The organism is Bradyrhizobium sp. WSM1253 (assembly GCF_000244935.1).
GTDB lineage: Bacteria > Pseudomonadota > Alphaproteobacteria > Rhizobiales > Xanthobacteraceae > Bradyrhizobium > Bradyrhizobium canariense.
This window is the reverse complement of record NZ_JH600073.1, coordinates 166010-189358: the sequence shown is the minus strand read 5'-3', so window position 1 is coordinate 189358 and position 23349 is coordinate 166010. Positions and strand designations below refer to the sequence as shown.

The window sequence follows — 23349 nt, the reverse complement described above, 5'->3', positions numbered from 1 at the left end:
CGTTCGCTCCCCCATCTTGGACGTCGCGCCAAGCCTCTGTTTGCCACCCGTCGATTTTTGAAGAGGCGTGAGACCCAACCAGGCGGCAAAGTCGCGCCCCTTGGTGAAAGTCTCGATCGGCGGCGCTAGGGCGGCGATCGCGGTGGCGGAGATCGGGCCGACGCCAGGAATGGTCATCAGTCTGCGCGATACCTCGTCTTCGCGAGCGCGTCGCGTGATCTCCTTGTCGAGATCCGCGACCTTGCCATTCAACTCGGCGAGAAGGTCTAGCATCACTCGGAACATGGGACGGGCCGCTTCGGGAAGGGAGCTGGCCATCGCTTCTTCCTCGATCAGGTCGGCAAGCGTCGCCACATGCGATGGCCCCTTGGGCGCTATCCAACCATATTCCGTGAGGTGTCCTCGGACCGCGTTGATGAGCTGGGTTCGCTGCCGCACCAACAGATCCCGGGTTCGAAACACCAGACCCGCAGCCTGCTGCTCTTCACTCTTCACGGCAACGAACCGCATGTTCGGCCGCTGCGCAGCTTCGCAGATCGCCTCAGCATCGATTGCATCATTCTTTTGCCGCTTTACAAACGGCTTCACATAGGCGGGCGGGATCAGCCGAACCTGATGGCCAAGCTGCGTAAGCTGCCGGGCCCAGTGATGGGCTCCGCCACATGCCTCTAAAGCTACCGTGCAACTCGGCTGAGCTGCGAAGAAATCCAAGAGCTTTCCTCGGCTGATCCGTTTGCTGAATACAGCCTGTCCTTTCCCGTCCGCTCCATGTGCGTGGAAAACATGCTTGGCGATATCCAGACCGATTGTGCTAACCTGCATCACGGACGCCTCCCTTAAGTGGTGCTAAACACCTCCACTTTGGCACATCGATGCCGTCGGCGGGGCGTCCACCCCATCATAAACTTGCGTTGCACTTCGTGTGAGGCCCGCTCTGTCCGTGATAGCGCGCGCTGGCGCAGCTCACCCAAGCTCCGCGATCGCCTAGCCAGATATCCAAAGGGCATAGTAACGCGAGTAAGCTTCGCCACCTTGCTCCCAGGGAGCCGTGGGTTGGAATCCGATCCTTTCGTATTGCCATGGGCATCCCCTCCCGTGATCATACGCCCTGATGTGCAAATCAAAAGTCAAGCCGGCCGTAGAGCTCGTCGAATGGTACGCACACATGCTCATTGTAGGCGGACCTCGATTGCAGCCGCTCATACCAGCGCTCAACGTTCGGCAAGTTCGGGCGCGGAAGGTCAAGATTGAGATAGCGATAAAGATGGGTTCCTATCGGAATATCGGCGAGTGATAGCTGGTCTCCGAGTACGAAACAGCTGCCTTTCAACTGATGGTCGATGTGCTTCAGATAACGGCTGGTTTGTTCCAGAGCTTTGTCAACCGCAGCCAAATTGCGTTGCGCTTCGGGCGTCCGGTACCAACCCCAAAACACACCAACCATGAATGCCGGCTGCAACGCGGTTTGCGACCAATCCATCCATTGGTCTGCCTTCGCGCGCTCAGCCGGATTCGCCTTCCAGAACGACGTTTCGGAAGCGTATTTGGCCGCAAGATATCTCAAGATGGCGTGCGACTCCCAGACGACGACGCCGGAGTCATCAATTACTGGAACGCGGCCATGCGGGTTCATGGCCAGGAATTCAGGCGTGTCGAGGCCCCCGAACGAGCCTCCAAGTTCGACATGCTTGTGCGCGATGCCGAGCTCACAGACCAGCCACATCACCTTCTGCAAGTTGAATGACGATTTACGGCCATAAATGGTGAGCATTGGCGCGGATCTCAATTGGAATATTGGCTTACACTTAGAGCCCAGCAGTAAGCAGAAATGAAATGACGCTACAAGCTGCAATAGCTCCTTGCACTCGTTTTGGGTGATAAGGCACCTGTCACGCTCGAGTCACAGCTTTCCGCTGTGATTGCCAAGCTGACGTTGAGAGTACACGCCCTGGCAGGGATGCGAACGCCCGCGTGAACGGCGGCCATCCCGCAAAGGAATGGCCCTACTCCACCTTCGCAGGCTGGGGCTGGAGCGCCGAGGCGTTGGCAATACGCGCGGCATTCGCCATGCCCGCCAGCGCCGCTGCCTTCTTCGAATCGGGCGCCGAGCCCGGCTGCACGACGCCGGCCGACATGATCAGGGTCGCGGCATCCTCGGTGCTCATGTCGACTTCGACAATCTTGCTCTTGGGCACGTAGAAGAAGAAGCCGGTGGTCGGGTTCGGCGAGCAAGGCAGGAACACCGAGACGTGCTCCTCCTGACCCGGCAGGCTACGGGAGACATCCTCGTTCGGCGCTTGCGAGATCAGCACGATCGACCACATGCCCGGCGAGGGAAACTCGACCAGGCCGACTTTGCGGAAGCTCGAGCCCTTGCCCGAGAACAGCGTCTCGAACACCTGCTTCAGGCCGCGGTAGATGGCGCGCACCGCCGGAATGCGGCCGAGGAAGGTCTCGCCGACATCGACCAGCGTTCGGCCGATCAAATTGGCGGCGAGAAAGCCGACCAGAGTCAGCGTGAAGAATGCGACAATCAGTCCCCAGCCGGGGATGACGTACGGCATGTAGGTTTCAGGCCGATAGGCCAGCGGCACGAACGGCCGCACCACGCCATCAACCCAGGTGACGAACCACCAAACCAGATAAAAGGTGATCGCAACCGGTCCCGTCACCACGAGACCGGTGAGGAAATAATTGCGAAAGCGGCCTATCAGGCCGGTATGCGGCTCCGGCACGGGATCAAGAGGCGCAGGCGCGTCGTCACGGGGGTTCATTCGGGTTCCAGGTCGGTCGCTTCGTTCAAGCTAGGTTCTTCTAGCAGGTTTTGGAAGACCACGAAGCGTTCCGGCCCGACCCTTCTGCCTATTCCACGGTCACGGATTTCGCGAGATTGCGCGGCTGGTCGACGTCGGTCCCCATGATCACCGCCGTATGATAGGCGAGCAGCTGAACGGGGACGGCATAGACCATCGGCGTGAACGCCGCCGCCATGTCAGGCATGACGATGGTGACGAGGGACTCGACGGTCGCCTCCGCCGCGCCTTTGGCGTCGGTCATCAGGATGATCTTGCCGCCGCGAGCGGCGACCTCCTGCATGTTGGAAACGGTCTTTTCGAACACCCGGTCGTAGGGCGCGATGACCACGACCGGCATGGTCTCGTCGATCAACGCGATCGGACCGTGCTTGAGCTCGCCGGCGGCATAGCCCTCGGCGTGGATGTAGGAGATCTCCTTCAGCTTCAGCGCGCCTTCGAGCGCGAGCGGGAAGCTGGTGCCGCGACCGAGATAGAGCACGTCACGCGATTTCGCGATCTCGCGCGCGAGCTTCTCGATCTGGAGCTCGGTGGTAAGCGCATCCGACATCAAACGCGGGACCTCGACGAGCCCGTGGACGAGCTTGGTCTCGTCCTCGTCGGACAGTTCGCCGCGGGCCTTGCCGGCCGCGATCGCAAGATTTGCCAGCACCATGAGCTGGCAGGTGAAGGCCTTGGTCGAGGCGACGCCGATCTCGGGGCCGGCCAGCGTTGGCAGCACGGTTTCGCTCTCGCGCGCGATCGTCGAGGTCGGCACGTTGACGACGGCCACCGTGTGCACGCCTTCGGCCTTGGCGTAGCGCAGCGCGGCCAGGGTGTCGGCGGTCTCGCCCGACTGCGAAATGAAGATGGCGAGATCTCCCTTGCGCAACGGCGCCTCGCGGTAGCGGAATTCGGAGGCGACATCGACCTCGACCGGCACGCGCGCGAAACGCTCGAACCAGTATTTTGCGACGAACCCGGCGTAGCTCGCGGTGCCGCAGGCCGTGATGTTGATGCGCTGGATGTTCTTGAAGTCGAACGGCAGCTTGACCGGCAGGGAGACCCGCTCGGTCGCCATGTCGACATAGCGTGCCAGCGTGTGGCCGACCACTTCCGGCTGCTCGTGGATCTCCTTGGCCATGAAGTGGCGGTAATTGGCCTTGTCGACCAGCGAGGTCGAGGCGGCGTGCTTGGTCTTCTCGCGCTGGACGGCGTGGCCGTCCTTGTCGAAGATCGCAGCGCTCGTATGGGTCAGCACGACCCAGTCGCCGTCCTCGAGATAGCTGATCGTGTCGGTGAACGGCCCAAGCGCGATGGCGTCGGAGCCGAGATACATCTCGCCGTCACCATAGCCGATCGCCAGCGGCGGACCATTGCGGGCGCCGATCATGAGATCGTCTTCGCCGGCGAAGATGAAGCCGAGCGCGAACGCGCCGCGCAGCCGCGCCAATGTCAATTTCACAGCTTCCACGGGCTTGTTGCCGCGCGTGAGCAGATCGTCGACGAGATGCAGCACGATCTCGGTGTCGGTCTGGGTGTGGAACACCGTGCCTTTCGTCTCGAGCTCCTCGCGCAGCTCGCGGAAATTCTCGATGATGCCGTTGTGAACCACGGCGACACGCTCGGTCGCGTGCGGGTGCGCATTGTTCACGGTCGGCTTGCCGTGGGTGGCCCAGCGGGTGTGACCGATTCCGGTCGTGCCCTTGAGCGGCTCGGCTTCCAGCCGCTTCTCCAGATTCTTCAGCTTGCCCTCGGCGCGGCGGCGCTCGAGATGCTTGCCCTCGAGCGTGGCGACGCCCGCGGAATCATAGCCGCGATATTCAAGACGTTTGAGCGAATCCACCAATTGCTCTGCAACCGGCTCGCGCCCGAGAATGCCGACAATCCCGCACATGCGGATCAATATCCCCCAAATCGTCGAAAAATCGCCTAAACGACGCGCTCGGTTTTTAGCGAAGTTCCTAAGGAACCAGATACTCAATAATTATTGCTGATTGAGACAGCACCGACGGCGACGAGCCTCGCCTGCGTCGAACTGGCTGGGCCTTAAACCGCGCGCGTTAACTTGTTGTCAACGAATTTGGCCAACCCTTGCGTACCAGGGAGACAGGCCATGAAAGGCTCATCCGACCGCAAAAGTCTGTCATCGATGTCGGTGCGCGCCAGCGAGACCACCGGCACGCACCTTGCGCACTGGCCGCCGCCCCAGCGCGGCAAGGAAAGCAAGCCCGTCATCATCAAGCACGTCGCCGGCGAGCCGGCAAAGCGTGCCAAGCCGCGCGGCTGGCGCCTGACGCGCGCGATCTTCTCGGAATTCGCCGACGACGAATAGCGCCGCTCATTTCGCCGGCTTCTTTTCAGGCTTCCTGGCACCCGTCTTCATCTCGCGATAGCGCGCCGCACCACCTTCGCGGATGGTCTGCGGACTGCGCTCCAGCGCCATGGCGTCATCAGGCACGTCGCGCGTGATCACCGAGCCCGAGCCGATATAGGCGCCGTTGCCGATTGTCACCGGCGCGACCAGCGAGGAGTTGGTGCCGACGAAGGCGCCCTGCCCGATGATCGTCTTGTGCTTCTTGAAGCCGTCGTAGTTGCAGGTGATGGTGCCGGCGCCGATGTTGGAATTGGCGCCCACTGTGGCGTCGCCAATGTAGGAGAGATGATTGACCTTGACGCCGGCCTCGAGCGTCGCGGCCTTGGTCTCCACGAAATTGCCGATGCGCGCGCCGTCGCCGAGCGAGGTGCCGGGCCGCAGCCGCGCATAGGGGCCGATGGAGACCTTCTTGCCGAGCCTGGTCTCGACGATATGCGAGAAGGAATGGACCACCGTGCCGTCGCCGATCGAAACGCCGGGGCCGACCACCACGAACGGCTCGATCGTCACGTCCTCGCCGAAAACGGTATCCGCGGCGAGATAGACGGTTTCGGGCGCGATCAGCGTGACGCCGGCCTCCATCGCTGCCTTGCGCAGCCGCGCCTGCATCACGCTTTCGGCCTCGGCGAGCTGCGCCTTGGTGTTGATGCCGCGCACTTCGTCCTCGCTGGTTTCGATCACCACGGCATCCCATCCCTGTTCGCTGACAATGCCGACCACATCGGTCAGATAATATTCGCCCTTGGAGTTCGCATTGCCGATCTTGTCGAGGATCGCGAGCGCGCGACGCCCGTCGATCGCCATGACCCCGGCATTGCAGAGGTCGATCTTGCGCTCCTCGGCGCTGGCATCGGCCTGCTCGCGGATCGCGACCAGGCGGTCGCCCTCGACGATGAAGCGGCCATAGCCGGTGGGATCGGCGGCGCGGAAGCCGAGCGCCGCAATCGCCGCGCCTTTGGCCAGCGGCGCGCGCAGCCGCGCAAAGGTCTCGGCCGAGATCAGCGGCGTGTCGCCGAACGCAATCAGCAAATCATCCACGCCCCGCGCAATGGCATCGTGCGCCGCCAGCACCGCATGTGCGGTGCCGAGCCGTTCATGTTGCACGAAGGTGAGCGCGTCGGGGCGGATGCGCTTTGCTTCGTCCGCCACCGCCTGATGGTCGGGTCCGATCACGACCGCGAGCGAGGTGCCGGTTCCCCTGGGCGCCGCGGCGAGCACGTGGGCGAGCAGGCTCTGGTGCGCGACCGGATGCAGCACTTTCGGCAGGTGTGAGCGCATACGCGTGCCTTCGCCGGCGGCGAGCACGATCGTGAGGCTGGAACGCGCGGTCATCGAAATCCTGTCAATCCGGCCGAATCAATCGGCGCCAGCGGCAACGGCCGCCCTCATGAGCTATCGCCTTGCTACCCCCGCAAACGCCCGGAGTTCAAGTGCGACACGCTTTTCCTGTTAATGTTCCCTGATTGATTCGGGGAAGCCGGACAGGGGTTGGGCACTTAACGTTCATGGCAAAGGATTCCGACCCACTGGCGGATGCCTTCGGCGACAAGGAGACCGGCGGGCTGTTCTCCGGACTTGTGGCCGAGGAGAGTTCGTTCGATCGCGGCATGATGTGGCGGCTGGGCTCATGGGGCGTGGCGGCCGTCGGCGCCGTGGTGATTGCCGTGTTCGCCAACCAGGCCCAGCTCGGCTGGCGGCGCGACCAGGTCGCGTCCGCCGATCTCGCGCGCCAGGCCGACCGGCTCCAGATCCTGACCAAGGAGAGCCAGAACGAGGCCCGCCGGCTCGCCTCCGCCATCGAGACGCTGAACACCGATCGCGACCGGCTCTATTCGCGCGTCACCGTGCTGGAGCAAGGGCTCGATTCCGTCACCGGCGCCATCGCCAAGCAGACGACAACGCCGCCGCAGGCATCCGTCGCGAAGCCGCAGGACGCGCCAGCTTTGATCGGGCCGCCGGCGCCCGGCATCGCGCCGGTCGCCTCGACACCAGCTCCGGCCAACGACAAGCCGCGCACCGAGGCCGCAAGGGAGCCGTCGAGCCCGGCGCCACAGAGCGCAGCGGCGGCCTCGCTGGTCGCGCAGTTGCCGGCGACAAATTCGGCACTGCCGATGCTTCCGTTGGTCCCGTCCAAATCGATCATGGCGCCGCCCGATCCGGCCGCCCCGAAACTGGTTCAGCCCGAATCCACTGAGAAGACCACTGAGAAGATCGCTGAGAAGGCTGCCGAGAAGAAGCCCGATCCGGCGCCCGCGCCCATCGAAGTCGCCGCTGCACCCACCAAGCCGCCGGAGGCTGCCGAAAGCGAGGCTCCCGCGATCGCGGTCCAGCAGACGCGCTTTGCGATTGATCTCGGTGGCGCCAACTCGCTCGACGGACTGCGCGCTCTGTGGCGCGGGCTCACCAAATCCAATCCCGAGATCGCAGCGCTGCGGCCGATCATCATGATCAAGGAAGGCAACACCGGCCTCGGCATGCAGCTCCGCCTCGGTGCCGGCCCGCTGATCAATGCAGCGGCTGCGGCAAAACTCTGCGCCGGCCTCGCCGAGAACGACCGCCACTGCGAGACCACCGTGTTCGACGGCCAGCGGCTGTCGATGCGCGGCGGCCAGGAAAAACAAGAGAAGACTCAGGATCGAGTTCAGGAGAAGAACTCCGACAAGAACCAGGACTCGGTGCCGCAAGCCGAGACCGCGCCCGCGCCCGCCGCCAAGCCCGACAAGCATCGCCGCAGCTATTCCTCGAAACGCTCGTCGAAGCGCGAGGAACCCGCGCCTGCTCCTGCGGCGCCGCCGGCCGCACAGCCGAAGCCGGAGACGGCGTCGGCGGGATCGACGCTGTCGTCGTTCTTCAGAAGATAGCTTACCTCGCGGCAATTCATCAGCTCAATGGGTGACGGATCTCACGCAGGGCGCGAGAAACTTGCGCCTTCCCTGTTGCCCGTCCGCGCCATCCCGACCATATTGCCGCCATGACAAAAAAGCCCTTCCGCCTCACGCCCTACCAGGTGCAGTTCCTGATCGTCGTCGGCTTCGCATCCGTCGGCTATGCGCTCTATCTGCGCTACCTCGGAATCGAAAACTCGCAGGTCGGTCTCGCCTGCGACGCCGGGCTTCAGACCCTGATCTGCAAGGCGCGCTCGGTCTCGACCGTGCTATTCAAGAATTCGGTATTCGGCATCGTCGCGCTGGTGGTGGCCACGCTGAACCTGATGCGGCCGTCGATCGTGCTGCTCACCGTCGGCATCATCGCCGCCGGTCTCGGCATCGTGCTCTACAATGTCGTGCTGTCGGGCCTGGCGATCGGCCTGTTCATTCTTGGATTTGCTCGGCCCGCGCCCGCCACAGCGTGAGCGCGAACAAGAGATACATCGCGCAGGTCCACAGCGACTGCCAATTGTCGCGGCCCTCGTTGAAGAGCACATAGGCCGCCGACAGCGTCAGCACGCCGGCGAAGACCGATTCCGCGATCGGACGCTGGCCAATCTGCGGCCGGTTCAGCATCAACAGCGCGAACGGCACCACCGCCATCGTCAGCGAGGCGTAGGGGAAGTCGTGGTAGCGCGGGTCGAACACGAAGCCGAGCGCGGTCTGCGCCGCGATCACCGCGGCCACCGCCAGCGTCAGACCCAGCACGGCGGTGAGCTTCGACCATTTCCGGCCCTCGCGCGGACCGAGCAGATCGAGGAAGGTCGGAAGGCTGCGGCCGATCACCATCGCCTGCGCGCAGAAGATCGGCGACAGGATGCCGGCCGCGAGCAGCGTGCCCCAGAGCAGCCAGCCGCCGATGCCGTAGCTCTCGTAGTACATCTTGTCGGCGCCGATCCCGAGCAGGATGCCTGCCGAGGTCGCCGAGATCGCCACACCGAGCCAAGCCGAGAAACGCGGCGTCCAGGGCCTGCGCCGCAACGTCAGGCCGGCCACCGCGAACACCAGCACGCAGAGGCCCATGCCGGCGCCCATGTACCATTTCCAGTAAGGGAAATTGCTGATCGGCTGGCCCGGCGGATATTTCAGGTTCCGGCGCACCGAGTCATAGAGGCCCCAATAGCCGCCGACGGTGCCTTCCAGCTTGCGCTTCCAAGGCTGGTCGTAGGACTCGATCAGATTGACGCGGAATTTCTGCGCTTTCGCCAGACTCAGGATCTCGGAGACGACGCGCGCCTGGTTGGTGCGCGAAGGCAGCGCGCCCTCGCGCATGCGCCCTTCGCTCGGCCAGCCGGTTTCACCGATCAGGATCTCCTTGCCGGGAAATGCGACCGCCATGCGCTCGCGGATCTGTTCGACATGGGAGGCGGCAAACTTCGCCTTGACCGGGAAGTCCTCCCAATAGGGAAGGATGTGGATCGTGACGAAGTCGACGGCGTCATAGATCTCGCGATTCCTGAGCCAGAACTCCCAGACATCGGCATAGGTGACGGGCACGCTGACCTGCGCCTTCACCGAGCGGATGATGGAGACGAGGTCCGCGGTCGTCATCTCGCCGCGCAGCAGCACTTCGTTGCCGACGATGATGCTGGTGATGGTTCCGGGGAAATCCTTGGAAAGGCGAATGGCGAGCGCGGCCTGCTCGAAATTCTTGGTGCGGTTGCTGGAGAGCCAGATCCCCTGGAGCACTTTCAGTCCACCGATCCGGGCCGCGATCGCCGGCACCTGGTCGAGCCCGTTCTCCATCGAATAGGTGCGGACGCAGTCGGTGATCTCCTTGAGCTGGCGCAGGTCCTGCTCAATCTGGTCGGCCTCGATATGGGTCCACGCGTTCAGCGGCGACTGCTCGCCGCGGAACGGCGCGTAGGAGACGCACTGGACCTTGTCGGCGGGATCGATCGGGGCGCGCGCGAGCGAGATCGGCGTGGCAAGCCACCACCACACGGCAGCGATCGCACCCAGTGAAACGAGCAGAAGCGCCAGTGGCGTACGAAGAGAAATCGGTTCCGTCCTCCGCGAAGGGCAGTCGATTACCTGCTAGCACGCCGTCTGCCAAGGGGGTGACTCCGTTATGGATACATCCCTCCCCTGAGGAATTTACCTGCGGCCGTTCGACCGAGGCCTAGGATCGTGACTTTGCTGGACAAAATTCCAGATTCAGGCCATGGACTCGGGAGGACTTTTCCGCCGCATTGGAGACCCATTTGGACGCCATCACGCAGGCGCGTCCGCGAAGGTCCTGACGCGGACGGTCAGTGATATATTGGGGAATTCATGCGGCAACGGGTGTTCGAGTTACGAAATGCGGTCCTGCGGCAGCTCGCCGCCACCTTGGCCGTTTCTTCCCTTGTCATCCTGATGGGTATCGGCGCGGCCTCCGCCCAGAGCGGCACGCCCGCCCCCGACCAGAGCAAGGCAGCCGCCCAGCCCGCCGACGCGGCCAAGGATGCCGCCCAGAACCAGCGCCGCACCGACGAGTTCGCCGAAGCAGCCCAAGTCATCAGCGGCCCGGCCGGCAACCCCGAATGCGTCTGGCTCGGCCGGCGCGTGGTGCGGCTGATGTGGCGGGATGACCTCGATACCGCATTCCGCCATCTCGACTTGTACGACCGCTTCGGCTGCCCCGGCGGCCATATCCAGGCCGCGTTCCGCTGCCTGACCCGCTTCGGCGGCCAGATCGATCCCAAAGTCGCCGAGACCCTGGACAGCCGTGTGCACGCTTGCTGGATCAACCCGGCGTCGCAGCCGCAGCAGGCGGCGGCCGCAGCCTCCCAGCCGGCCGCGCCGGCATCGGGCAATGCGCAGCCGCAGCCGGCCGCGAGCCCCTCGCCGGCGGCAAGCCCGTCACCGGCGCCCCCGAAATAGCCGCGATTGTTTCAGCCTCCGTTCAGGAACGATCGGCGATAGAGGCAATTGGCACTGCTGCGAATTTGAAATGTGCATGCCCTCATACGGTCATGAGGCGATGACAGTTGTGAAACCGCGCGGCAGAGGTATGCTCCATTTGCCGCGGACTTGGTCGGATCTCGGGGTCGGATCCGCTTCCCTGCCCCCTCAGCCCCTTTTGGTTTAGCCGCGATGCGGGTTGTCGCCGCCGTTCTGTTGCTTGTGTCCGCGCTCCACGCCGGCCTCTGGGGGGTCTTGCGTGACAAGGAACCCGCGCCCGACTTCAAGGGCTTGCTGCCCAGCGTCTCCTATGCGCCGTTCGAGGGCTCGGCTCACCCCGATATCGACAACATTCCGACGGTGGAGAAAATCCGCGCCGACCTGAAGACGCTGTCGACGATGACGCGCGCGATCCGTCTCTATTCGTCCACGGGCGGCGTGGAACTGGTGCCGCCGATCGCGGCCGAGTTCGGCCTCAAGGTCACCGTCGGCGCCTGGATCGACAAGGACAAGGATCGCAACGAGCGCGAGATCAAGGCCACCATCGAGCTCGCCCGCAAGAACAGCAACGTCAACGGCGTCGTCGTCGGCAACGAGGTGATCTACCGCGGCGAGCAGAAGGTCGAAGACCTCATCGAGATGATCAAGAAGGTCAAGGGCGCGGTCCGCGTGCCCGTCACGACCGGTGAAATCTGGAACATCTGGCGCGACAATCCCGACCTCGGCTCCAATGTCGACTTCATCGCCGCCCACGTGCTGCCCTACTGGGAGAACTTCCGCTCGGACCAGGCGGTCGACCAGGCCGTCGACCGCTACAATCTGTTGCGCAACCTGTTCCCCGGCAAGCGCATCGTGATCGCCGAATTTGGCTGGCCGAGCGCGGGTTACAATTTGCGCAACGCCGACCCCGGTCCGTTCCAGCAGGCACTGACCTTGCGCAACTTCGTCAGCCGCGCCGACGCCATCGGCATGGAATACAACATTGTCGAAGCCATCGATCAGCCCTGGAAATACTTCGAAGGCGGCGTCGGTCCGTACTGGGGCATCCTCAACGCCAGCCGCGAGCCGAAATTCGCATGGACCGGGCCGGTGGAGAATCCCGACTATTGGAAGCTGATGGGTGTGGCGCTCCTGGTCGGTATCCTGCTGTCGCTGCCGATCCTGCGGCTGCAGCAGCCGACGGCGAAGCAGGCGTTCCTGCTGTCGGCCACCGCCAACGGCGTCGGCGCCTGGGCCGCCACCGTGTTCGCGTTCTGGAACGGGCACTATTTCATCTTCGGCTCGGCCTTCGCGCTCACGCTCGGCATGATCCTGCTTGTTCCCCTTGTGCTGATCGCGATGGCGCGCATCGACGAGATCGCCGCCGTCGCCTTCGGCCGGCCGCCGCAGCGCCTGCTCGCGAAGGACAAGCCAGTCGAGAACGTACCGGAGAATTACTTTCCAAAAGTCTCGATCCACATCCCCGCTTATTTCGAGCCGGTCGAGATGCTCAAGCAGACGCTCGATGCGCTGTCGCGGCTGAACTATCCAAACTACGAATGCGTCGTCATCATCAACAACACGCCGGACCCTGCGTTCTGGCAGCCGATCCAGGATCATTGCCGCGCGCTCGGTGAACGCTTCAAGTTCATCAACGCCGAGAAGGTGCAGGGCTTCAAGGCCGGTGCGCTGCGCATCGCGATGGACCGCACCGCCGTCGACGCCGAGATCATCGGCATCCTCGATGCCGACTACGTCGTCGATCCCGACTGGCTGAAGGACCTCGTGCCGGCGTTCGCCGATCCCAGTGTCGGCCTGGTGCAGGCGCCGCAGGAACATCGCGACGGCGATCTGTCGATCATGCACTACATCATGAACGGCGAATATGCCGGCTTCTTCGACATCGGCATGGTCCAGCGCAACGAGACCAACGCCATCATCGTGCACGGCACGATGTGCCTGATCCGCCGCGCCGCGATGGACATGGCCGGCGGCTGGTCGTCCGACACGATCTGCGAGGACAGCGACCTCGGCCTTTCGATTCAGCAGCTCGGCTGGACCACGCACTACACCAACCACCGCTACGGCCAGGGCCTGCTGCCCGACACCTACGAGGCCTTCAAGAAGCAGCGTCACCGCTGGGCCTATGGCGGTCTCCAGATCGTCAAGAAGCACTGGCGGAACTTCCTGCCGGGACGGAGCCGGCTGACGCCCGACCAGAAGCGCGAATATGGCCTCGGCTGGCTGAACTGGCTGGGTGCCGAAAGCCTCGGCGTGGTCGTGGCACTGCTCAACCTCGTCTGGGTGCCGATCGTCGCCTTCGCCGACATCGCCATTCCCGACAAGATCCTGACGCTGCCGATCATCGGCGCCTTCATCGTCTCGCTCGCGCACTTCTTGTCGATGTACCGCGCGCGCGTCGCGATCAAGCCCGGCCAGATGCTGGGTGCGATGATCGCCGCGATGAGCGTGCAGTGGACAGTGTCCCGCGCCGTCGCGCAGGGACTGATCACCGAGCACATCGCGTTCGCGCGCACCTCCAAGGGCGGCCTGTCCAGGATGTCGATCGAGTTCCAGGCGTTCTGGGAGGCCGTGATCGGCGCCCTGCTCCTGATCGGCGCCGGCGTGCTGGTGGCCTCCAACAGCTATCGCCAGATCACCGAGATCTACATCTTCGCTGGCGTACTGGTGCTGCAGAGCCTGCCGTTCCTGGCTGCGGTCGCCATCGCCATCCTCGAGCTCAGCCGCATCAACTCGTTCCAGTTCTGGCGCGACAGCGCGATCCGCACCGCCGAGCTGATCGGCCTGCGCCCGGTCGCGCTGCCGACCCCCGCCGGCACGCCGCAGCAAGTGCCGGTGCCGAGCGAGGTCCGGCGGGAAGCGAACTGACGGGGCTCCGAACGCGGCATCCGGCCCATGGGCGGACGTCGCGGGTTCTTCGGCGTGGATGGCGGCCCGCCATCTCGGTTGAAAATCCCGGCTCAAGCATTGGAAACGGCGAGCGAATTCCCGCTGTTGCCTTCAACTTCGGCAGCCACCCGAGCTATTGACCTCCGCGCCCCATCCCCCTACACAGCGCGGGCCGAAAGCATGATCCGGAAACAGCCGGTTTTTCCGCAACGCTTGCGTCGATGTGGCGGCAAGACATGCTTTTCCAAATGACCGAAGACGATGGCGATCTCTTCAAAGCCATCAGCGGCCATGGGAGCGCGTAGCTCAGCCGGTAGAGCACGTGACTTTTAATCACGGGGTCCTGGGTTCGAGCCCCAGCGCGCTCACCAACAGATACTCCGCTTTAAAATTTTCGGTTTTATCGGAGCCTTGCTCATGCGGGGCGCATTCCGGGCCACTTGGACCCTTTTGCCGCCATAGGAAAATAGGGCTGCCGAGCACGTGCAGCGTGCGCCTCCATCGTGCCACTATCGACTCCTTGATTCGGAGTGAGTCTAGATGGCGAGTAGAAGCGTCGAGTTGGCCGTGTTCTGGCTGCCGCTCCTTGCGGGTATCCTACTTAGCGGGATTGCCGGCAGTGCTTGGTACGGCGGCGACAAAATTCCAGCAATTTGGATCGCTTTCTTCGGAGTGGTCTGTCTATTGCTGACCGCTGCTCTCCAAATACAAAACTTCGCGTATGCCAACCTGCTGCAACCAGAAATCGATATCGAAGCACCGACCCAACGAACAATTTTGACGTGGAATCCGCCTACCAGCTTTTTCATCAACTCCCGTCCCGAGAACAAAGCGCCGCCCGGAAGAGACAGCTCCGAGTCCCCGGCGATCATTTTCGAGAACAGGAGCAACGTCATCGGGCAGGACGCGTCCAATGTTGCGCCCGCTCAGCTCAATCAGCGCGTCGACACGATCTGGCGAATAGCCGGTGCGTCCGCGCTCAAAATCGGTCGTGAAGGCGCACATCTGATCTTCCAGCACCGCGAACCCGCCAACGTGATAAACCTGCACTTAGGAAACGTGCGGCGGGGGCGGTGGTTGGTTCTTGCCTGAACCACGCCAATTCATAGCGTTTAGCTCCTTTTAGCCGCCGGCAGTCAATGTCCAGCCATCACGCTCATTGCGTATCAGCTTTTGCTGTTCGAGCTTCTGCGCCAGACGGTACACGTCCAATTTCCGATAGTCCCCGGTACTCCACCGGACATGCGCAGCCGTCTAAAGGGAACTACCCTGCCGGCTTTTGGACCATTTCGGATGACGCGCAGCAAGGAGCGGGGCAGCCCACCGATCCTCATTTGCCGCAAATGCAGGGGGCGAATGGACTACCTCGCGACGCTGCCTGCGATTGTGAACCTACCGGCAGTGTATGCTTACAGGTGCCTCCCCTGCCTGAGAGTTGACACCGTCGCTCTGGAGTAGCCCGCATCGAGCGCCGAGGCTTATCCACACCCACGACCCGCAGTAGCTCGCCGCCGACCGACGCCCCTACCAATCGATAATTTGCAGCCTGCATCGAGGCGCGTTTTGATGGGGCATGCCTCGCTCCGCCGTCATAGCGCCACTCATTTCAGTCGCCGCCCGGTCAAGATCACTTTCGGCGAGCTGCGCGAGATGGGCTTAAGCGGCGTCATGGTCTGGTGCCACTGCGGCCATCACGTCGCGGTCAGCGCCGATCGCTGGCCCGACGAACTGCGGCTTTCTGATCTTGAACGGCGGTTTATCTGCCAAGTCTGCGGTAGTCGCGGCGCCGATGTGCGGCCTGACTTCGCCCCTCCCAAAATGGGCACCAACGTATGAGGCCCGCCAGGCTTAGCCGGCGGGCCCTTTGATGGCTCACTGAGGAGGCTTCTTCGTTGCGGTCGGTGGCTTCGCTGTGCCACTGCTGGGGGTATCATAATGCGCCGAGTTACGTCCGCCCCCAGGCTTCCCATTCATTTTGCCCGCCGATGCTGGAGACATAAAGCCGGCGGCGATCATCGCGCCGCCGAACGCAACAATCACAAACAAAGCAGTAGCTCTTACGATTTCGGCGCGTTCTCCGGCCTGTCGTTCCCCCGTGTAGGCCGGGACTCCGCCTCCTGCCAGTGGAGTGAACCTTTATGTAGCCGGCTCAGACCAATGAATGTCCGGGATTTTGCTGATCCCTCTCGGGGCTGGAACGCCGCCGCCTGCGCTTCATTTCAAGCGGGCGGCGTTTTCATGAGGAAAGCCTATGGTACGCGCGCACCCCCAGCTTTGGTGCGGAATTCAGTATCTATTCTGACTGAACAAGCGCCTAGTCATTCGATCACCGGCCCATCACGGCATCTATCGGTGACTGAGAGCTGCTCGTGCTCCCGCCCTACGCGGAGCCACCCTATGCCAACCAGAAAAAAACAAACCATTCCCCTGACAACGCGACTTGCTCAATTGGCGGAGGAAGCCCGCCGCCGCGCCGAGGCGGCTCCGCTCGGAGCGAAGCGCGAAACTCTCCTGAAAGCGGCGCGCATAAGCGAAACCGCCCTCCAGCTCCAGCAATGGATTAGCTCACCTGGATTGAGAGCACCGAGCTAACGGGAAGGGCCGCCCGGTGGGCGGCCTCTTTTCTTTGCCTCACTGTGACGGCTTGGCTGGCCCCCGACCCGCCAAGGCGCACGGCCGACGGCCGGAACGATCCGCCAGCAGCGCAATTGCTCCCTGAGTAGGAGTTGCGTCATGCGTCATGCGCCGTCGATCGTGCCGCTGGATAGGCTCGACCGGGAGATTTACCTTGTACTGGAAGACTTCGGCGCGCGCGCCGGCTACTCCTGGCGGGAGACCGACGAGCAGGACACCGACGTCGAGACCATCATCCGCGACCTGCTCTCCGGGCAGTACGCCTATCCGGTCCGTATCGTCGCCTTCAACGCGATCGAGGGCCGGGCTCGCGATGCGACCAGCGAGATCGCTGACGAGCTGGCCGAGCGCGTCACAGGGCGCGCCGAGATCACGCCGGCCTTGCAGGCCTTCATCCGGGCCAATGCTTCCCGACCGTTTGCTGTACAACTGGCGCTCCCTCTACGGGGCGCCGCCTGACTTCAAATCTGTGATCGACATGTTGCGTGGGGACTGCGGTGACAGTGATCAAGCAGGCACAGTTATCGGAAGTTCGCCCTTCCCCTCCGCCTGATTTTTTGGTACCAAATAAAATGAAACCAGCAAAAAAGATTCGTGCCAAAAAGCATCGCGGCCGCCCCGCTACTGGTCAGGGCGTCCAGATCGGCACGCGCTGGCCGGAGGCGACTGTCGTTCAGATCGACGCATGGGCGTCGCGGCAGGAAGACACTCCGGCTCGCTCTGAATCCATCCGTCGGCTGGTCGATATTGGCTTGGGCAAACCCGCCCCCGCCCTCGCGGTTACGTCTGCCGCCAAGGCCTCGTCCGAGCGGGCTCGGGAAATGGCGGGTAAAGCGATCGACAAGCTCAAAGACAACAAAGCGAGCCCGGATGACCAGGCCAGCCGCAAGCGGCGGCTCGTCAAGGGACCCGAGGAATTCCAGAACGTTCGACGCGATCGGCCAAATCGAAAATGATTTGACCGGCGCCCGCTTGGTCAATCTCGGCCTCAAGGCAAAAAGCAAATGATCAAACCCAAACGGTCGGCCGAGCAACAAATCGCGGACGAAGCCGATCGAAGGACCCTCAATCCGATAGCATCGAGACAGACAATAGCGGACAGTCAAGCCACTCCGGAGTTTCAGGAAAACCTCAAACGCCTGAAGTCCGAGCGGCTGGAGCGTGAGGCTCGACTGAATCCGAAGCGCAAGGTCTGATTTGAGCTTGTCGAGCTTTCGCCTCGCCTGGTTGGGCCGGTCAGGCCAACGGGCCGCGTTGGATGGAGGGTGCAGAAGGTCGTGGAAATGTTGAATCGACGGTGGATGATCTTCCTGCTGGTTTCCGTGGTGATCGTTTGCTCGATCTTCGCAGGCGCTCGGTACTATCTCAGCAAATGCCATGGCATGGATGCGTGCGCGGCCGCCGAAGCCGAGAGCCATGAGCGAGACAAGCCGGCCGAGCCACAATAGTTTTCGGATAAAAGCCCGCTGCGAAGACGGACGACCCCAACGGCGAGCTCGCGAATGAAAGTCAGGACCGCGACGACGGACTACACCACGCCGCCGAAGTCGATGCCTTCCTTGGCAAGCGCCTCAGCTTCCTCGGCGGACGTTGTCGGCTTCGTATCGAGGTAGGGGCGCTCAGACGCTGGCAAAATCGTGCGGAGGTTCTGGCCGTCTGTCCGCGTGATGCGAGCAACCCAGCGCTTGGGCCCGTGCTCAAGCCGTTCGATATGGTACTGCTTGTACGTAATCATGACCGTCGGACGCAACTGACGCTGACACAGGCTTTATTCTATCCAACCAGGCATCGCCGCACAACGGCCGCTTAAACTGGGTTAGGGCCCGCCAGCCCGTCAACGCGAACCCGGCCGCGATGGCGCACACAGCCCCAGATGATTTGCCTGACCTACCTTCAGCTCTCCGGAGCTGACACCGTAGCCGGCGTGCTCAGCGGAGCTCCTCCCACCGAAACTGGCCCGATAGATTTCGACTGCCGGGCGATCCGCTTACGGATCGCGGCGGACAGTCCGTAGCGCGCATGCGCTCGTCGAACGGAGGACGTGACGTCCGACATCATGGCATTTTGCAGCGAGTCGATCTTCGCAATCAGTGTGGACAGCTGCGAAGATACCTTCCTCACATCGACCCGTTCGTCCGTGATGCTCTGTCGCAGCGAAAGCAGCACCATCGAATCCGCCTGCAGCACAGCCGCGTTTTGTTGCAATGCCTGGTTGCTCTCCTGCAGCGAAGCCGTGTGTTGCTGCTGGGTCGACTGAATATCCTTCAAGGCAGCGACAACCGGATCCGGCTTTGGCGCTGAAGCCTCTTGCCGCGGTAGCAACTCAGCCAGGCTGCTCAGATTGAGCGACGGCAAGCCGGACGGCCATGTGTAGATCGCCGCCGCGCCGTTGATGGCCAGCGCACACACCGACAGCGTCATAACCGACGTCCGGCTGGACCGCTTGACGGGTTCTGGAGCGTCCAAGCTTGCGGGTGCGTCGGCGGCGATGGCCGCAGCCAGTGCGGCAGGGTCGAGCTGTTCGACAAGGCCTTGCGTTTCGAAAGTCGCGGTCATGGCATTGACCCCAAATGAGCGAGCAACAGGAAGCCGTCGCCGGAACGTCCTCGCGACGGCTCCCTTACGCAGCACCCATCTACAACTGTCTAAAATTGTCGGCTTTTCAGCTTAATTTCACGTTAGCGGCCGCGGCCTGCCGCAGACCCCGCCGCCCCGGCCGACTACGGGGTCGTGCGACAGACATAACTCGCAGGCCGATGCGAGAGCTCCTCCCGAGCCCGGGACGCCGCCTCGGCCCGAAGCGGATTTTCCGAAGTTGGCACACTACGCCTGTTTTGCCCGACGCGTCAACCGGCGTCTCCGCCGGATGCAAGACCGCCGTGTGCCAAAAAGAAAGCGTTGCGCCAGCAGGACTTAGCTACTGTGCATGGGGTTGTTTTCGCGATTTTGGCCAGCGTGTGTTCGTGCGCCGGCCCCTGCCCCAAAAGCCGCGAGACAACCCGCTCAAAAAGTGTAGGATTCGACAAAACAGGGAGGAGCGGCATGTTTGAAATCAGCGGTTTCGACACGGCAGGAATCGTCAGCCTCAAGCGGCTGTCACTCACCGCCGCCCTCAAGAAGGCCAAGGAACTTATCGCCGACGGGTGCTGGGGCGTTCAGGTGATTGGTCCAGGGGGCCAAGTCTACACCTCGTTCGAGGAGCAAGCCGCGTAGTCCGCCCGCCTTCGGCAGCATTCGGAATCACCCGCCCATCCGATCGGGCGTCGCGCGCTCTCGCCCTTGCGGTGATCGACGTGAAAACCCCAGCGCCTGGTGGAGCGCTGGGGCGTTTTCAAAATATCAATTGGTGAAGCAATGAGGCCTTCGTAGCAGCGATCTCGGCCATCGCTTGTGAACTGCTTCACACGTCCTTCGATCTTTCCACACCTTGACGAGGCTCAACTGCCGCACGCCGTGCCGTTGCCAATCAACTCGTTTGGGAGCACGCTCTCTCCAGGCGCGCAGACGCCACTCAGGGAGAAAGCCATGAAGGACACGGGCCTGGATCATCGCCACCGCGACAAGGATGGCGCGATCAGCAAGAAGCACGGCAACACGCTGGTTGGTACGTTGCGCAAGATCTACGGCAAGGGTTTTGCTGCCGGTTATCCGGATACGACTGAACTCAGCGAGGTCCTGCACCAGCTGAACGAGACATCGCTCAGCCAGTTGCGACGCGATCACGACACCGGGCATCTCGGCCACAAGATCGACCACGTCCCGAAGTGAGGGACTTCCCCTAGTCCCAACTTCAGGTAGACGATTCAACTTCGCTGCCGGTGGTCTCGCCGAACTTGCCGTTTGAGCTCTCGCAGCCCGAGCGCTAGGATGAGCCTTTTACGGAGGCTCATTTGAAACAGTTCATGATCATCACCGCCATTGCACTCGCCGTGACGGCTCCCGCCCGCTCGCAGGCCCTCGTCGATCCCAACAAGGTTGCTCCCGAATATCGCGAGGCGGCCGAGAAGCGGCGGGCCGAGCAGATGCGGCAGCGCGAATGCGCGCTCAAGGCCGATCTCGAGAAGGTGCTGCCCAGGGATCGCACCGTCTATCTCAACCATTGCCTGGACACGATAGCGGCCAAGCAATAGCGCCTGATCGAGCGGCCTGAGGTCACTGACGCGTTCAAGCTTTCTTCAGACATTTGGGATCACCTGACGATCCATTTCCATCAGTCATTGTCGATCGACCGCGCATGAGTTTCGTCCAGATTCAGTGCACGCGCTGCAAGACCGTGTTCCGCGACCGCGCGGGACGGTTGCAGGACGGCTATTCCAGGCAATGTCCGAGCTGCGAGGTGGTGCTGTTCTTCGCGGAGGATTCGCCGAACCCTCAGGTCAAGCAGGCCATGAAGCGCGCGCGCCAGGCTCGCAAGGAGCAGCGCGAAACCGAAATGGCCAGGATGTCCGCGCCGCAACCGCGCGCCAATTCTTCGCGGGCCCACACCGGACGGATACAGCTCTCATCGGAGGACGACGGGGACTAGCTCACCCGCGCTTCTGCGGAAACAGGCGGTCACGGATATAGCGCGAAGTCGGCGTCAGGCGGATGCCGCGCGGCTTCTGCCAGACGGCGCGATCAATCTCGTGCTTGTCGCCGATCGCGAGCCTGCCCTTGGCGCCCTTGGCGATGAAGATCGCGTCGCTCATCTTGCGGCCGGAGCGCTTGTTCCTGGTCGTCACTTCCTTCCAGAGGCTGATCCGGCCGAGCTTCAGCTTGGGCAGCTCTTCCTTGATTTCCCGCCGCAGGCAGTCCTTGTCGGATTCGCGCGCCCGCTTGCGGCCGCCCGGAAACATCCACAGGCCGTCCGACCGCCGTCTGACCAACAAGACCTTGCCGCGCTTGGCGGCAACCAGTTTGGAAGACTTCGCCATGTCCGCCGTAATCGAAAATAGAATCGAGCCCATGGTAACTTGTCTAGTCCGATAGACAAGTTCGGGATGGATCTTGATCGTATGGGGCAACGCCGCCAGGTCTGATTGAACCGGCAGGCCGATCCCCGTTCGAGGCGCCGGATCAGCCCTCGCCCGCCGCCGTCCCCGCCCTTGCCCCCGCCTCTGCCCGGTCCTCCGTCCTGATCCAGGCCATCATCATCTCCCAGGCCACCGACAGGATGATGGGGCCGATGAACAGCCCGACGATGCCGTGGGCGAGCGTGCCGCCAATCACGCCGACGAAGATGACGATGGTCGGCGTGGTCAGGCCGCGCCCCATCACCAGCGGCTTCAACATGGTGTCGAGGAAGCCGACGACGACGAGAAACACGGTGAGCAGCAGCGCGGTGGTGACGTCCTTGGCGGTCCAGATCCAGATGATCACCGGCAGAAGCACCAGGAAGGCGCCGATCTGCACGATCGAGAGCAGCAGCACGATGAAGGCGAGCAGGCCTGCGCTCGGCACCGCGGCAAGCTTGAAGCCGATGCCGGCGAGCAATGCCTGCACGATCGCGACGCCGATCACGCCTTGCGCCACGGCGCGGATGGTCGCGCCCGCGAGCCCCAGGAAATGCTCGCTCTGTTCGGGCACGATGCGAAACAGGAAGCCGCGGCCGGCCGCAACCAGCCTCGGCCCGTGCGGAAACAGGAAGCCGGCCACGAACACCGAGACCAGGAACTGGAGCGTGCCGACGCCGGCATCGCCCGCGAGCGACAAGAGCGGTCCCGCCAGCGGCTGGAGATACGGCGCCACCTCGCGCAGCACCGCGCGGATGTTGTTGTAGGCCTGCTCCCAGAGCTCGAATAGCCAGGGGCCAACGACCGGCCACGACTTCAGCTGCTCCGGCGCCGATTGAAGCGCGAGGTCGCCGGTGCCGAGCTGGTGCGCCAGTTCGCGCACGCCGTCCACTGCACTGATGCCGAGCCAGGTCGCAGGACCGATGACGATGCCGAGCGTGATCAGGGTCAGGATCGCCGCTGCGGTCTTGGGCCGGCCGCCCAGGATCTTGGCGACCCAGCTGAAGGCCGGGTAGAAGGCAACCGCGAGCACGCCGCTCCAGGCAAGGATCGGCACGAAGGGGCGGATGATCAGGAAGGTCCAGATGATCAGCAGGCCGAGCAGGCCGACGCGGATCACGAGCTGGATGATGTCCTCGCCCGTCAGGAGCTGACGCAGACTTTTCACGGGCACGGCTTTCCTTGCGGCATTGACGCGGGTTCCGGCACTTGCGCGGCCCAGCGTTATTGCCAGCCGCGCACCCGGCGTCAAGACGACCGAGCCGGCCCGAGCCGGTGATTAGGAACGCATCGGGCCACTCGGCATTCCGAGACGATGGCACGCCGCCCCAGAGAGCCCGTCGCACATGCGGGAATTCACCGCGGCATCCACTTTTCCCTGAAGCCAAACGCCGCACCGGGCTATTGGCGCTACGCCTATGCCGTCGGCGACAGGGCCCGCTCCGGGCGCGTGCAAGGCAGGCTGCCGTTGCTCGCCATCAGGCGCGTACAGATGCGCATCGACCGCGACATGCGGAGCATTAACGACGGTTAACCGGATTTCGTCCAACCGGTTTACGCCGATGCAAAGGCGCGCACCTACGCTTCCATCGAGGTCCCCCAAACCACTTTCGGTGCAATGGCCAATACCATCTGGACGATCGAAGAATTCACCTGCGCGGGTTGCGGCATGAACTACACCGCGACAAGGGAGGAGCACGCAGAAGTGCATTCCGGCAGCTTCAAGTGCAGGATCTGCAGCGGCGTGGTGCACACCTGGTCCGGCAAGCACCATTTCTTCGGCTGGGAAGCGGTGAAGACCAAGCCACCCGTGTTCGGAAGGCGCTGGGCCGGGGTGCCGTGGTAGGCCAACC

General features: G+C 63.1%; 28 protein-coding genes and 1 tRNA gene. 18 read left to right on the top strand and 11 right to left on the bottom strand.

The annotated features are described in order from the left end of the window. The 4 genes from BRA1253DRAFT_RS02760 to glmS form a co-directional block, all read right to left on the bottom strand. Nucleotides 1–825, bottom strand: an 825-nt coding sequence (locus BRA1253DRAFT_RS02760) for an IS110 family transposase (RefSeq protein WP_035992642.1), incomplete at its 3' end; no start/stop codon positions are given. Between the two features lie 295 nt (nucleotides 826–1120). Continuing rightward, nucleotides 1121–1771: a glutathione S-transferase family protein gene (locus BRA1253DRAFT_RS02755; RefSeq protein ID WP_007590846.1), complete on the bottom strand. Its 651-nt coding sequence runs from the start codon at nucleotides 1769–1771 to the stop codon at nucleotides 1121–1123. Between the two features lie 232 nt (nucleotides 1772–2003). Beyond that, nucleotides 2004–2774, bottom strand: a complete 771-nt coding sequence (locus BRA1253DRAFT_RS02750; RefSeq protein ID WP_007590844.1) for a DUF502 domain-containing protein — start codon at nucleotides 2772–2774, stop codon at nucleotides 2004–2006. Between the two features lie 88 nt (nucleotides 2775–2862). Continuing rightward, nucleotides 2863–4689 carry a glutamine--fructose-6-phosphate transaminase (isomerizing) gene (glmS, locus tag BRA1253DRAFT_RS02745; RefSeq protein ID WP_007590830.1) on the bottom strand — a complete coding sequence of 609 codons (1827 nt, stop codon included), beginning with the start codon at nucleotides 4687–4689 and terminating at the stop codon, nucleotides 2863–2865. A gap of 219 nt (nucleotides 4690–4908) precedes the next feature. Between glmS and BRA1253DRAFT_RS02740 the strand changes: the two genes are divergently transcribed. After that, nucleotides 4909–5127, top strand: coding sequence for a hypothetical protein (locus BRA1253DRAFT_RS02740; protein WP_007590828.1), 219 nt, complete (start codon nucleotides 4909–4911; stop codon nucleotides 5125–5127). A 6-nt stretch (nucleotides 5128–5133) separates the two neighbouring features. Here BRA1253DRAFT_RS02740 and glmU read toward each other — a convergent pair whose 3' ends face one another. Continuing rightward, nucleotides 5134–6501, bottom strand: a complete 1368-nt coding sequence (glmU, locus tag BRA1253DRAFT_RS02735; protein WP_007590826.1) for a bifunctional UDP-N-acetylglucosamine diphosphorylase/glucosamine-1-phosphate N-acetyltransferase GlmU — start codon at nucleotides 6499–6501, stop codon at nucleotides 5134–5136. 173 nt (nucleotides 6502–6674) lie between these two features. On the opposite strand from glmU, the gene BRA1253DRAFT_RS02730 reads away from it, so the two are divergent. Both BRA1253DRAFT_RS02730 and BRA1253DRAFT_RS02725 read left to right on the top strand, forming a co-directional pair. After that, nucleotides 6675–8030: a hypothetical protein gene (locus BRA1253DRAFT_RS02730; RefSeq protein WP_007590824.1), complete on the top strand. Its 1356-nt coding sequence runs from the start codon at nucleotides 6675–6677 to the stop codon at nucleotides 8028–8030. Between the two features lie 110 nt (nucleotides 8031–8140). Next, nucleotides 8141–8521, top strand: a complete 381-nt coding sequence (locus BRA1253DRAFT_RS02725) for a hypothetical protein (RefSeq protein WP_007590823.1) — start codon at nucleotides 8141–8143, stop codon at nucleotides 8519–8521. On the opposite strand, the gene BRA1253DRAFT_RS02720 is transcribed toward BRA1253DRAFT_RS02725, so the two are convergent. Continuing rightward, complete coding sequence (locus BRA1253DRAFT_RS02720) at nucleotides 8481–10040, bottom strand: hypothetical protein (RefSeq protein ID WP_007590821.1); 1560 nt, start codon at nucleotides 10038–10040, stop codon at nucleotides 8481–8483. The two genes, BRA1253DRAFT_RS02725 and BRA1253DRAFT_RS02720, sit on opposite strands and share 41 nt — an antisense overlap. Before the next feature lie 330 nt (nucleotides 10041–10370). On the opposite strand from BRA1253DRAFT_RS02720, the gene BRA1253DRAFT_RS02715 reads away from it, so the two are divergent. Next, complete coding sequence (locus tag BRA1253DRAFT_RS02715; RefSeq protein ID WP_007590816.1) at nucleotides 10371–10961, top strand: hypothetical protein; 591 nt, start codon at nucleotides 10371–10373, stop codon at nucleotides 10959–10961. Between the two features lie 213 nt (nucleotides 10962–11174). Continuing rightward, on the top strand, nucleotides 11175–13850 hold the full coding sequence (locus BRA1253DRAFT_RS02710) for a glycosyltransferase (protein ID WP_007590814.1): 2676 nt from the start codon (nucleotides 11175–11177) through the stop codon (nucleotides 13848–13850). Between the two features lie 179 nt (nucleotides 13851–14029). On the opposite strand, the gene BRA1253DRAFT_RS45815 is transcribed toward BRA1253DRAFT_RS02710, so the two are convergent. Then, a complete protein-coding gene (locus tag BRA1253DRAFT_RS45815; protein WP_256375789.1) occupies nucleotides 14030–14164 on the bottom strand; it encodes a hypothetical protein in 135 nt (44 codons plus the stop codon). A gap of 2 nt (nucleotides 14165–14166) precedes the next feature. Between BRA1253DRAFT_RS45815 and BRA1253DRAFT_RS02705 the strand changes: the two genes are divergently transcribed. From BRA1253DRAFT_RS02705 to BRA1253DRAFT_RS43335, 7 genes are all read left to right on the top strand, one after another. Beyond that, nucleotides 14167–14242, top strand: a tRNA-Lys gene (locus BRA1253DRAFT_RS02705). 190 nt (nucleotides 14243–14432) lie between these two features. Continuing rightward, nucleotides 14433–14963 carry a hypothetical protein gene (locus tag BRA1253DRAFT_RS43340; RefSeq protein ID WP_157158530.1) on the top strand — a complete coding sequence of 177 codons (531 nt, stop codon included), beginning with the start codon at nucleotides 14433–14435 and terminating at the stop codon, nucleotides 14961–14963. A 474-nt stretch (nucleotides 14964–15437) separates the two neighbouring features. Next, nucleotides 15438–15707 carry a hypothetical protein gene (locus BRA1253DRAFT_RS02695; protein WP_007590810.1) on the top strand — a complete coding sequence of 90 codons (270 nt, stop codon included), beginning with the start codon at nucleotides 15438–15440 and terminating at the stop codon, nucleotides 15705–15707. Nucleotides 15708–16604: 897 nt separating this feature from the next. Continuing rightward, on the top strand, nucleotides 16605–16964 hold the full coding sequence (locus BRA1253DRAFT_RS02690) for a hypothetical protein (protein ID WP_007590806.1): 360 nt from the start codon (nucleotides 16605–16607) through the stop codon (nucleotides 16962–16964). A gap of 38 nt (nucleotides 16965–17002) precedes the next feature. Beyond that, nucleotides 17003–17461, top strand: a complete 459-nt coding sequence (locus BRA1253DRAFT_RS02685; protein WP_245285851.1) for a hypothetical protein — start codon at nucleotides 17003–17005, stop codon at nucleotides 17459–17461. A 48-nt stretch (nucleotides 17462–17509) separates the two neighbouring features. Beyond that, entirely contained in the window at nucleotides 17510–17701 is a 192-nt protein-coding gene (locus tag BRA1253DRAFT_RS02680) for a hypothetical protein (protein ID WP_007590801.1), read from the top strand. Between the two features lie 69 nt (nucleotides 17702–17770). After that, the gene (locus BRA1253DRAFT_RS43335) at nucleotides 17771–17953 is read left to right on the top strand and encodes a hypothetical protein (RefSeq protein WP_157158529.1); all 183 of its coding nucleotides are present in this window, start codon (nucleotides 17771–17773) and stop codon (nucleotides 17951–17953) included. 80 nt (nucleotides 17954–18033) lie between these two features. Here BRA1253DRAFT_RS43335 and BRA1253DRAFT_RS02675 read toward each other — a convergent pair whose 3' ends face one another. Further along, nucleotides 18034–18240, bottom strand: a complete 207-nt coding sequence (locus tag BRA1253DRAFT_RS02675; RefSeq protein WP_007590800.1) for a hypothetical protein — start codon at nucleotides 18238–18240, stop codon at nucleotides 18034–18036. A gap of 158 nt (nucleotides 18241–18398) precedes the next feature. Then, the gene (locus BRA1253DRAFT_RS02670; protein ID WP_035992636.1) at nucleotides 18399–19061 is read right to left on the bottom strand and encodes a hypothetical protein; all 663 of its coding nucleotides are present in this window, start codon (nucleotides 19059–19061) and stop codon (nucleotides 18399–18401) included. 486 nt (nucleotides 19062–19547) lie between these two features. Between BRA1253DRAFT_RS02670 and BRA1253DRAFT_RS44250 the strand changes: the two genes are divergently transcribed. The 4 genes from BRA1253DRAFT_RS44250 (at nucleotide 19548) to BRA1253DRAFT_RS02655 (ending at nucleotide 21030) form a co-directional block, all read left to right on the top strand. Beyond that, complete coding sequence (locus BRA1253DRAFT_RS44250) at nucleotides 19548–19718, top strand: hypothetical protein (RefSeq protein ID WP_007590796.1); 171 nt, start codon at nucleotides 19548–19550, stop codon at nucleotides 19716–19718. Nucleotides 19719–20030: 312 nt separating this feature from the next. After that, nucleotides 20031–20273 (top strand): hypothetical protein, encoded by a 243-nt coding sequence (locus BRA1253DRAFT_RS02665; RefSeq protein WP_007590794.1) that lies wholly within the window; start codon nucleotides 20031–20033, stop codon nucleotides 20271–20273. A 134-nt stretch (nucleotides 20274–20407) separates the two neighbouring features. Beyond that, nucleotides 20408–20635, top strand: coding sequence for a hypothetical protein (locus BRA1253DRAFT_RS02660; RefSeq protein ID WP_198288291.1), 228 nt, complete (start codon nucleotides 20408–20410; stop codon nucleotides 20633–20635). 104 nt (nucleotides 20636–20739) lie between these two features. After that, on the top strand, nucleotides 20740–21030 hold the full coding sequence (locus tag BRA1253DRAFT_RS02655; RefSeq protein ID WP_007590779.1) for a hypothetical protein: 291 nt from the start codon (nucleotides 20740–20742) through the stop codon (nucleotides 21028–21030). A 1-nt stretch (nucleotide 21031) separates the two neighbouring features. Here BRA1253DRAFT_RS02655 and BRA1253DRAFT_RS02650 read toward each other — a convergent pair whose 3' ends face one another. Together BRA1253DRAFT_RS02650 and BRA1253DRAFT_RS02645 are read right to left on the bottom strand one after the other, a co-directional pair. Then, complete coding sequence (locus tag BRA1253DRAFT_RS02650; RefSeq protein WP_198288224.1) at nucleotides 21032–21418, bottom strand: NUDIX hydrolase; 387 nt, start codon at nucleotides 21416–21418, stop codon at nucleotides 21032–21034. A gap of 142 nt (nucleotides 21419–21560) precedes the next feature. Beyond that, nucleotides 21561–22670 (bottom strand): AI-2E family transporter, encoded by a 1110-nt coding sequence (locus tag BRA1253DRAFT_RS02645; RefSeq protein WP_007590777.1) that lies wholly within the window; start codon nucleotides 22668–22670, stop codon nucleotides 21561–21563. Nucleotides 22671–22811: 141 nt separating this feature from the next. On the opposite strand from BRA1253DRAFT_RS02645, the gene BRA1253DRAFT_RS02640 reads away from it, so the two are divergent. Continuing rightward, nucleotides 22812–23030, top strand: coding sequence for a hypothetical protein (locus tag BRA1253DRAFT_RS02640; RefSeq protein ID WP_007590776.1), 219 nt, complete (start codon nucleotides 22812–22814; stop codon nucleotides 23028–23030). A gap of 84 nt (nucleotides 23031–23114) precedes the next feature. Beyond that, nucleotides 23115–23342, top strand: coding sequence for a hypothetical protein (locus tag BRA1253DRAFT_RS02635; RefSeq protein ID WP_007590775.1), 228 nt, complete (start codon nucleotides 23115–23117; stop codon nucleotides 23340–23342). Nucleotides 23343–23349 lie beyond the last annotated feature (7 nt).

Coding starts and splice junctions, on each gene's coding strand:
- BRA1253DRAFT_RS02690 (WP_007590806.1), top strand. CDS start 16,605: ATGCGTCATGCGCCGTCGATCGTGCCGCTGGATAGGCTCGACCGGGAG.
- glmU (WP_007590826.1), bottom strand. CDS start 6,501: ATGACCGCGCGTTCCAGCCTCACGATCGTGCTCGCCGCCGGCGAAGGC.
- BRA1253DRAFT_RS02740 (WP_007590828.1), top strand. CDS start 4,909: ATGAAAGGCTCATCCGACCGCAAAAGTCTGTCATCGATGTCGGTGCGC.
- BRA1253DRAFT_RS02715 (WP_007590816.1), top strand. CDS start 10,371: ATGCGGCAACGGGTGTTCGAGTTACGAAATGCGGTCCTGCGGCAGCTC.
- BRA1253DRAFT_RS02680 (WP_007590801.1), top strand. CDS start 17,510: ATGATCAAACCCAAACGGTCGGCCGAGCAACAAATCGCGGACGAAGCC.
- BRA1253DRAFT_RS02730 (WP_007590824.1), top strand. CDS start 6,675: ATGGCAAAGGATTCCGACCCACTGGCGGATGCCTTCGGCGACAAGGAG.
- BRA1253DRAFT_RS02710 (WP_007590814.1), top strand. CDS start 11,175: ATGCGGGTTGTCGCCGCCGTTCTGTTGCTTGTGTCCGCGCTCCACGCC.
- BRA1253DRAFT_RS02725 (WP_007590823.1), top strand. CDS start 8,141: ATGACAAAAAAGCCCTTCCGCCTCACGCCCTACCAGGTGCAGTTCCTG.
- BRA1253DRAFT_RS02695 (WP_007590810.1), top strand. CDS start 15,438: ATGGGGCATGCCTCGCTCCGCCGTCATAGCGCCACTCATTTCAGTCGC.
- BRA1253DRAFT_RS02750 (WP_007590844.1), bottom strand. CDS start 2,774: ATGAACCCCCGTGACGACGCGCCTGCGCCTCTTGATCCCGTGCCGGAG.
- BRA1253DRAFT_RS02655 (WP_007590779.1), top strand. CDS start 20,740: ATGAGTTTCGTCCAGATTCAGTGCACGCGCTGCAAGACCGTGTTCCGC.
- BRA1253DRAFT_RS02650 (WP_198288224.1), bottom strand. CDS start 21,418: ATGGCGAAGTCTTCCAAACTGGTTGCCGCCAAGCGCGGCAAGGTCTTG.
- BRA1253DRAFT_RS02660 (WP_198288291.1), top strand. CDS start 20,408: ATGATCATCACCGCCATTGCACTCGCCGTGACGGCTCCCGCCCGCTCG.
- BRA1253DRAFT_RS02670 (WP_035992636.1), bottom strand. CDS start 19,061: ATGACCGCGACTTTCGAAACGCAAGGCCTTGTCGAACAGCTCGACCCT.
- BRA1253DRAFT_RS02635 (WP_007590775.1), top strand. CDS start 23,115: ATGGCCAATACCATCTGGACGATCGAAGAATTCACCTGCGCGGGTTGC.
- BRA1253DRAFT_RS44250 (WP_007590796.1), top strand. CDS start 19,548: ATGTTTGAAATCAGCGGTTTCGACACGGCAGGAATCGTCAGCCTCAAG.
- BRA1253DRAFT_RS02665 (WP_007590794.1), top strand. CDS start 20,031: ATGAAGGACACGGGCCTGGATCATCGCCACCGCGACAAGGATGGCGCG.
- BRA1253DRAFT_RS02755 (WP_007590846.1), bottom strand. CDS start 1,771: ATGCTCACCATTTATGGCCGTAAATCGTCATTCAACTTGCAGAAGGTG.
- BRA1253DRAFT_RS02640 (WP_007590776.1), top strand. CDS start 22,812: ATGGCACGCCGCCCCAGAGAGCCCGTCGCACATGCGGGAATTCACCGC.
- BRA1253DRAFT_RS02675 (WP_007590800.1), bottom strand. CDS start 18,240: ATGATTACGTACAAGCAGTACCATATCGAACGGCTTGAGCACGGGCCC.
- glmS (WP_007590830.1), bottom strand. CDS start 4,689: ATGTGCGGGATTGTCGGCATTCTCGGGCGCGAGCCGGTTGCAGAGCAA.
- BRA1253DRAFT_RS45815 (WP_256375789.1), bottom strand. CDS start 14,164: ATGGCCGCTGATGGCTTTGAAGAGATCGCCATCGTCTTCGGTCATTTG.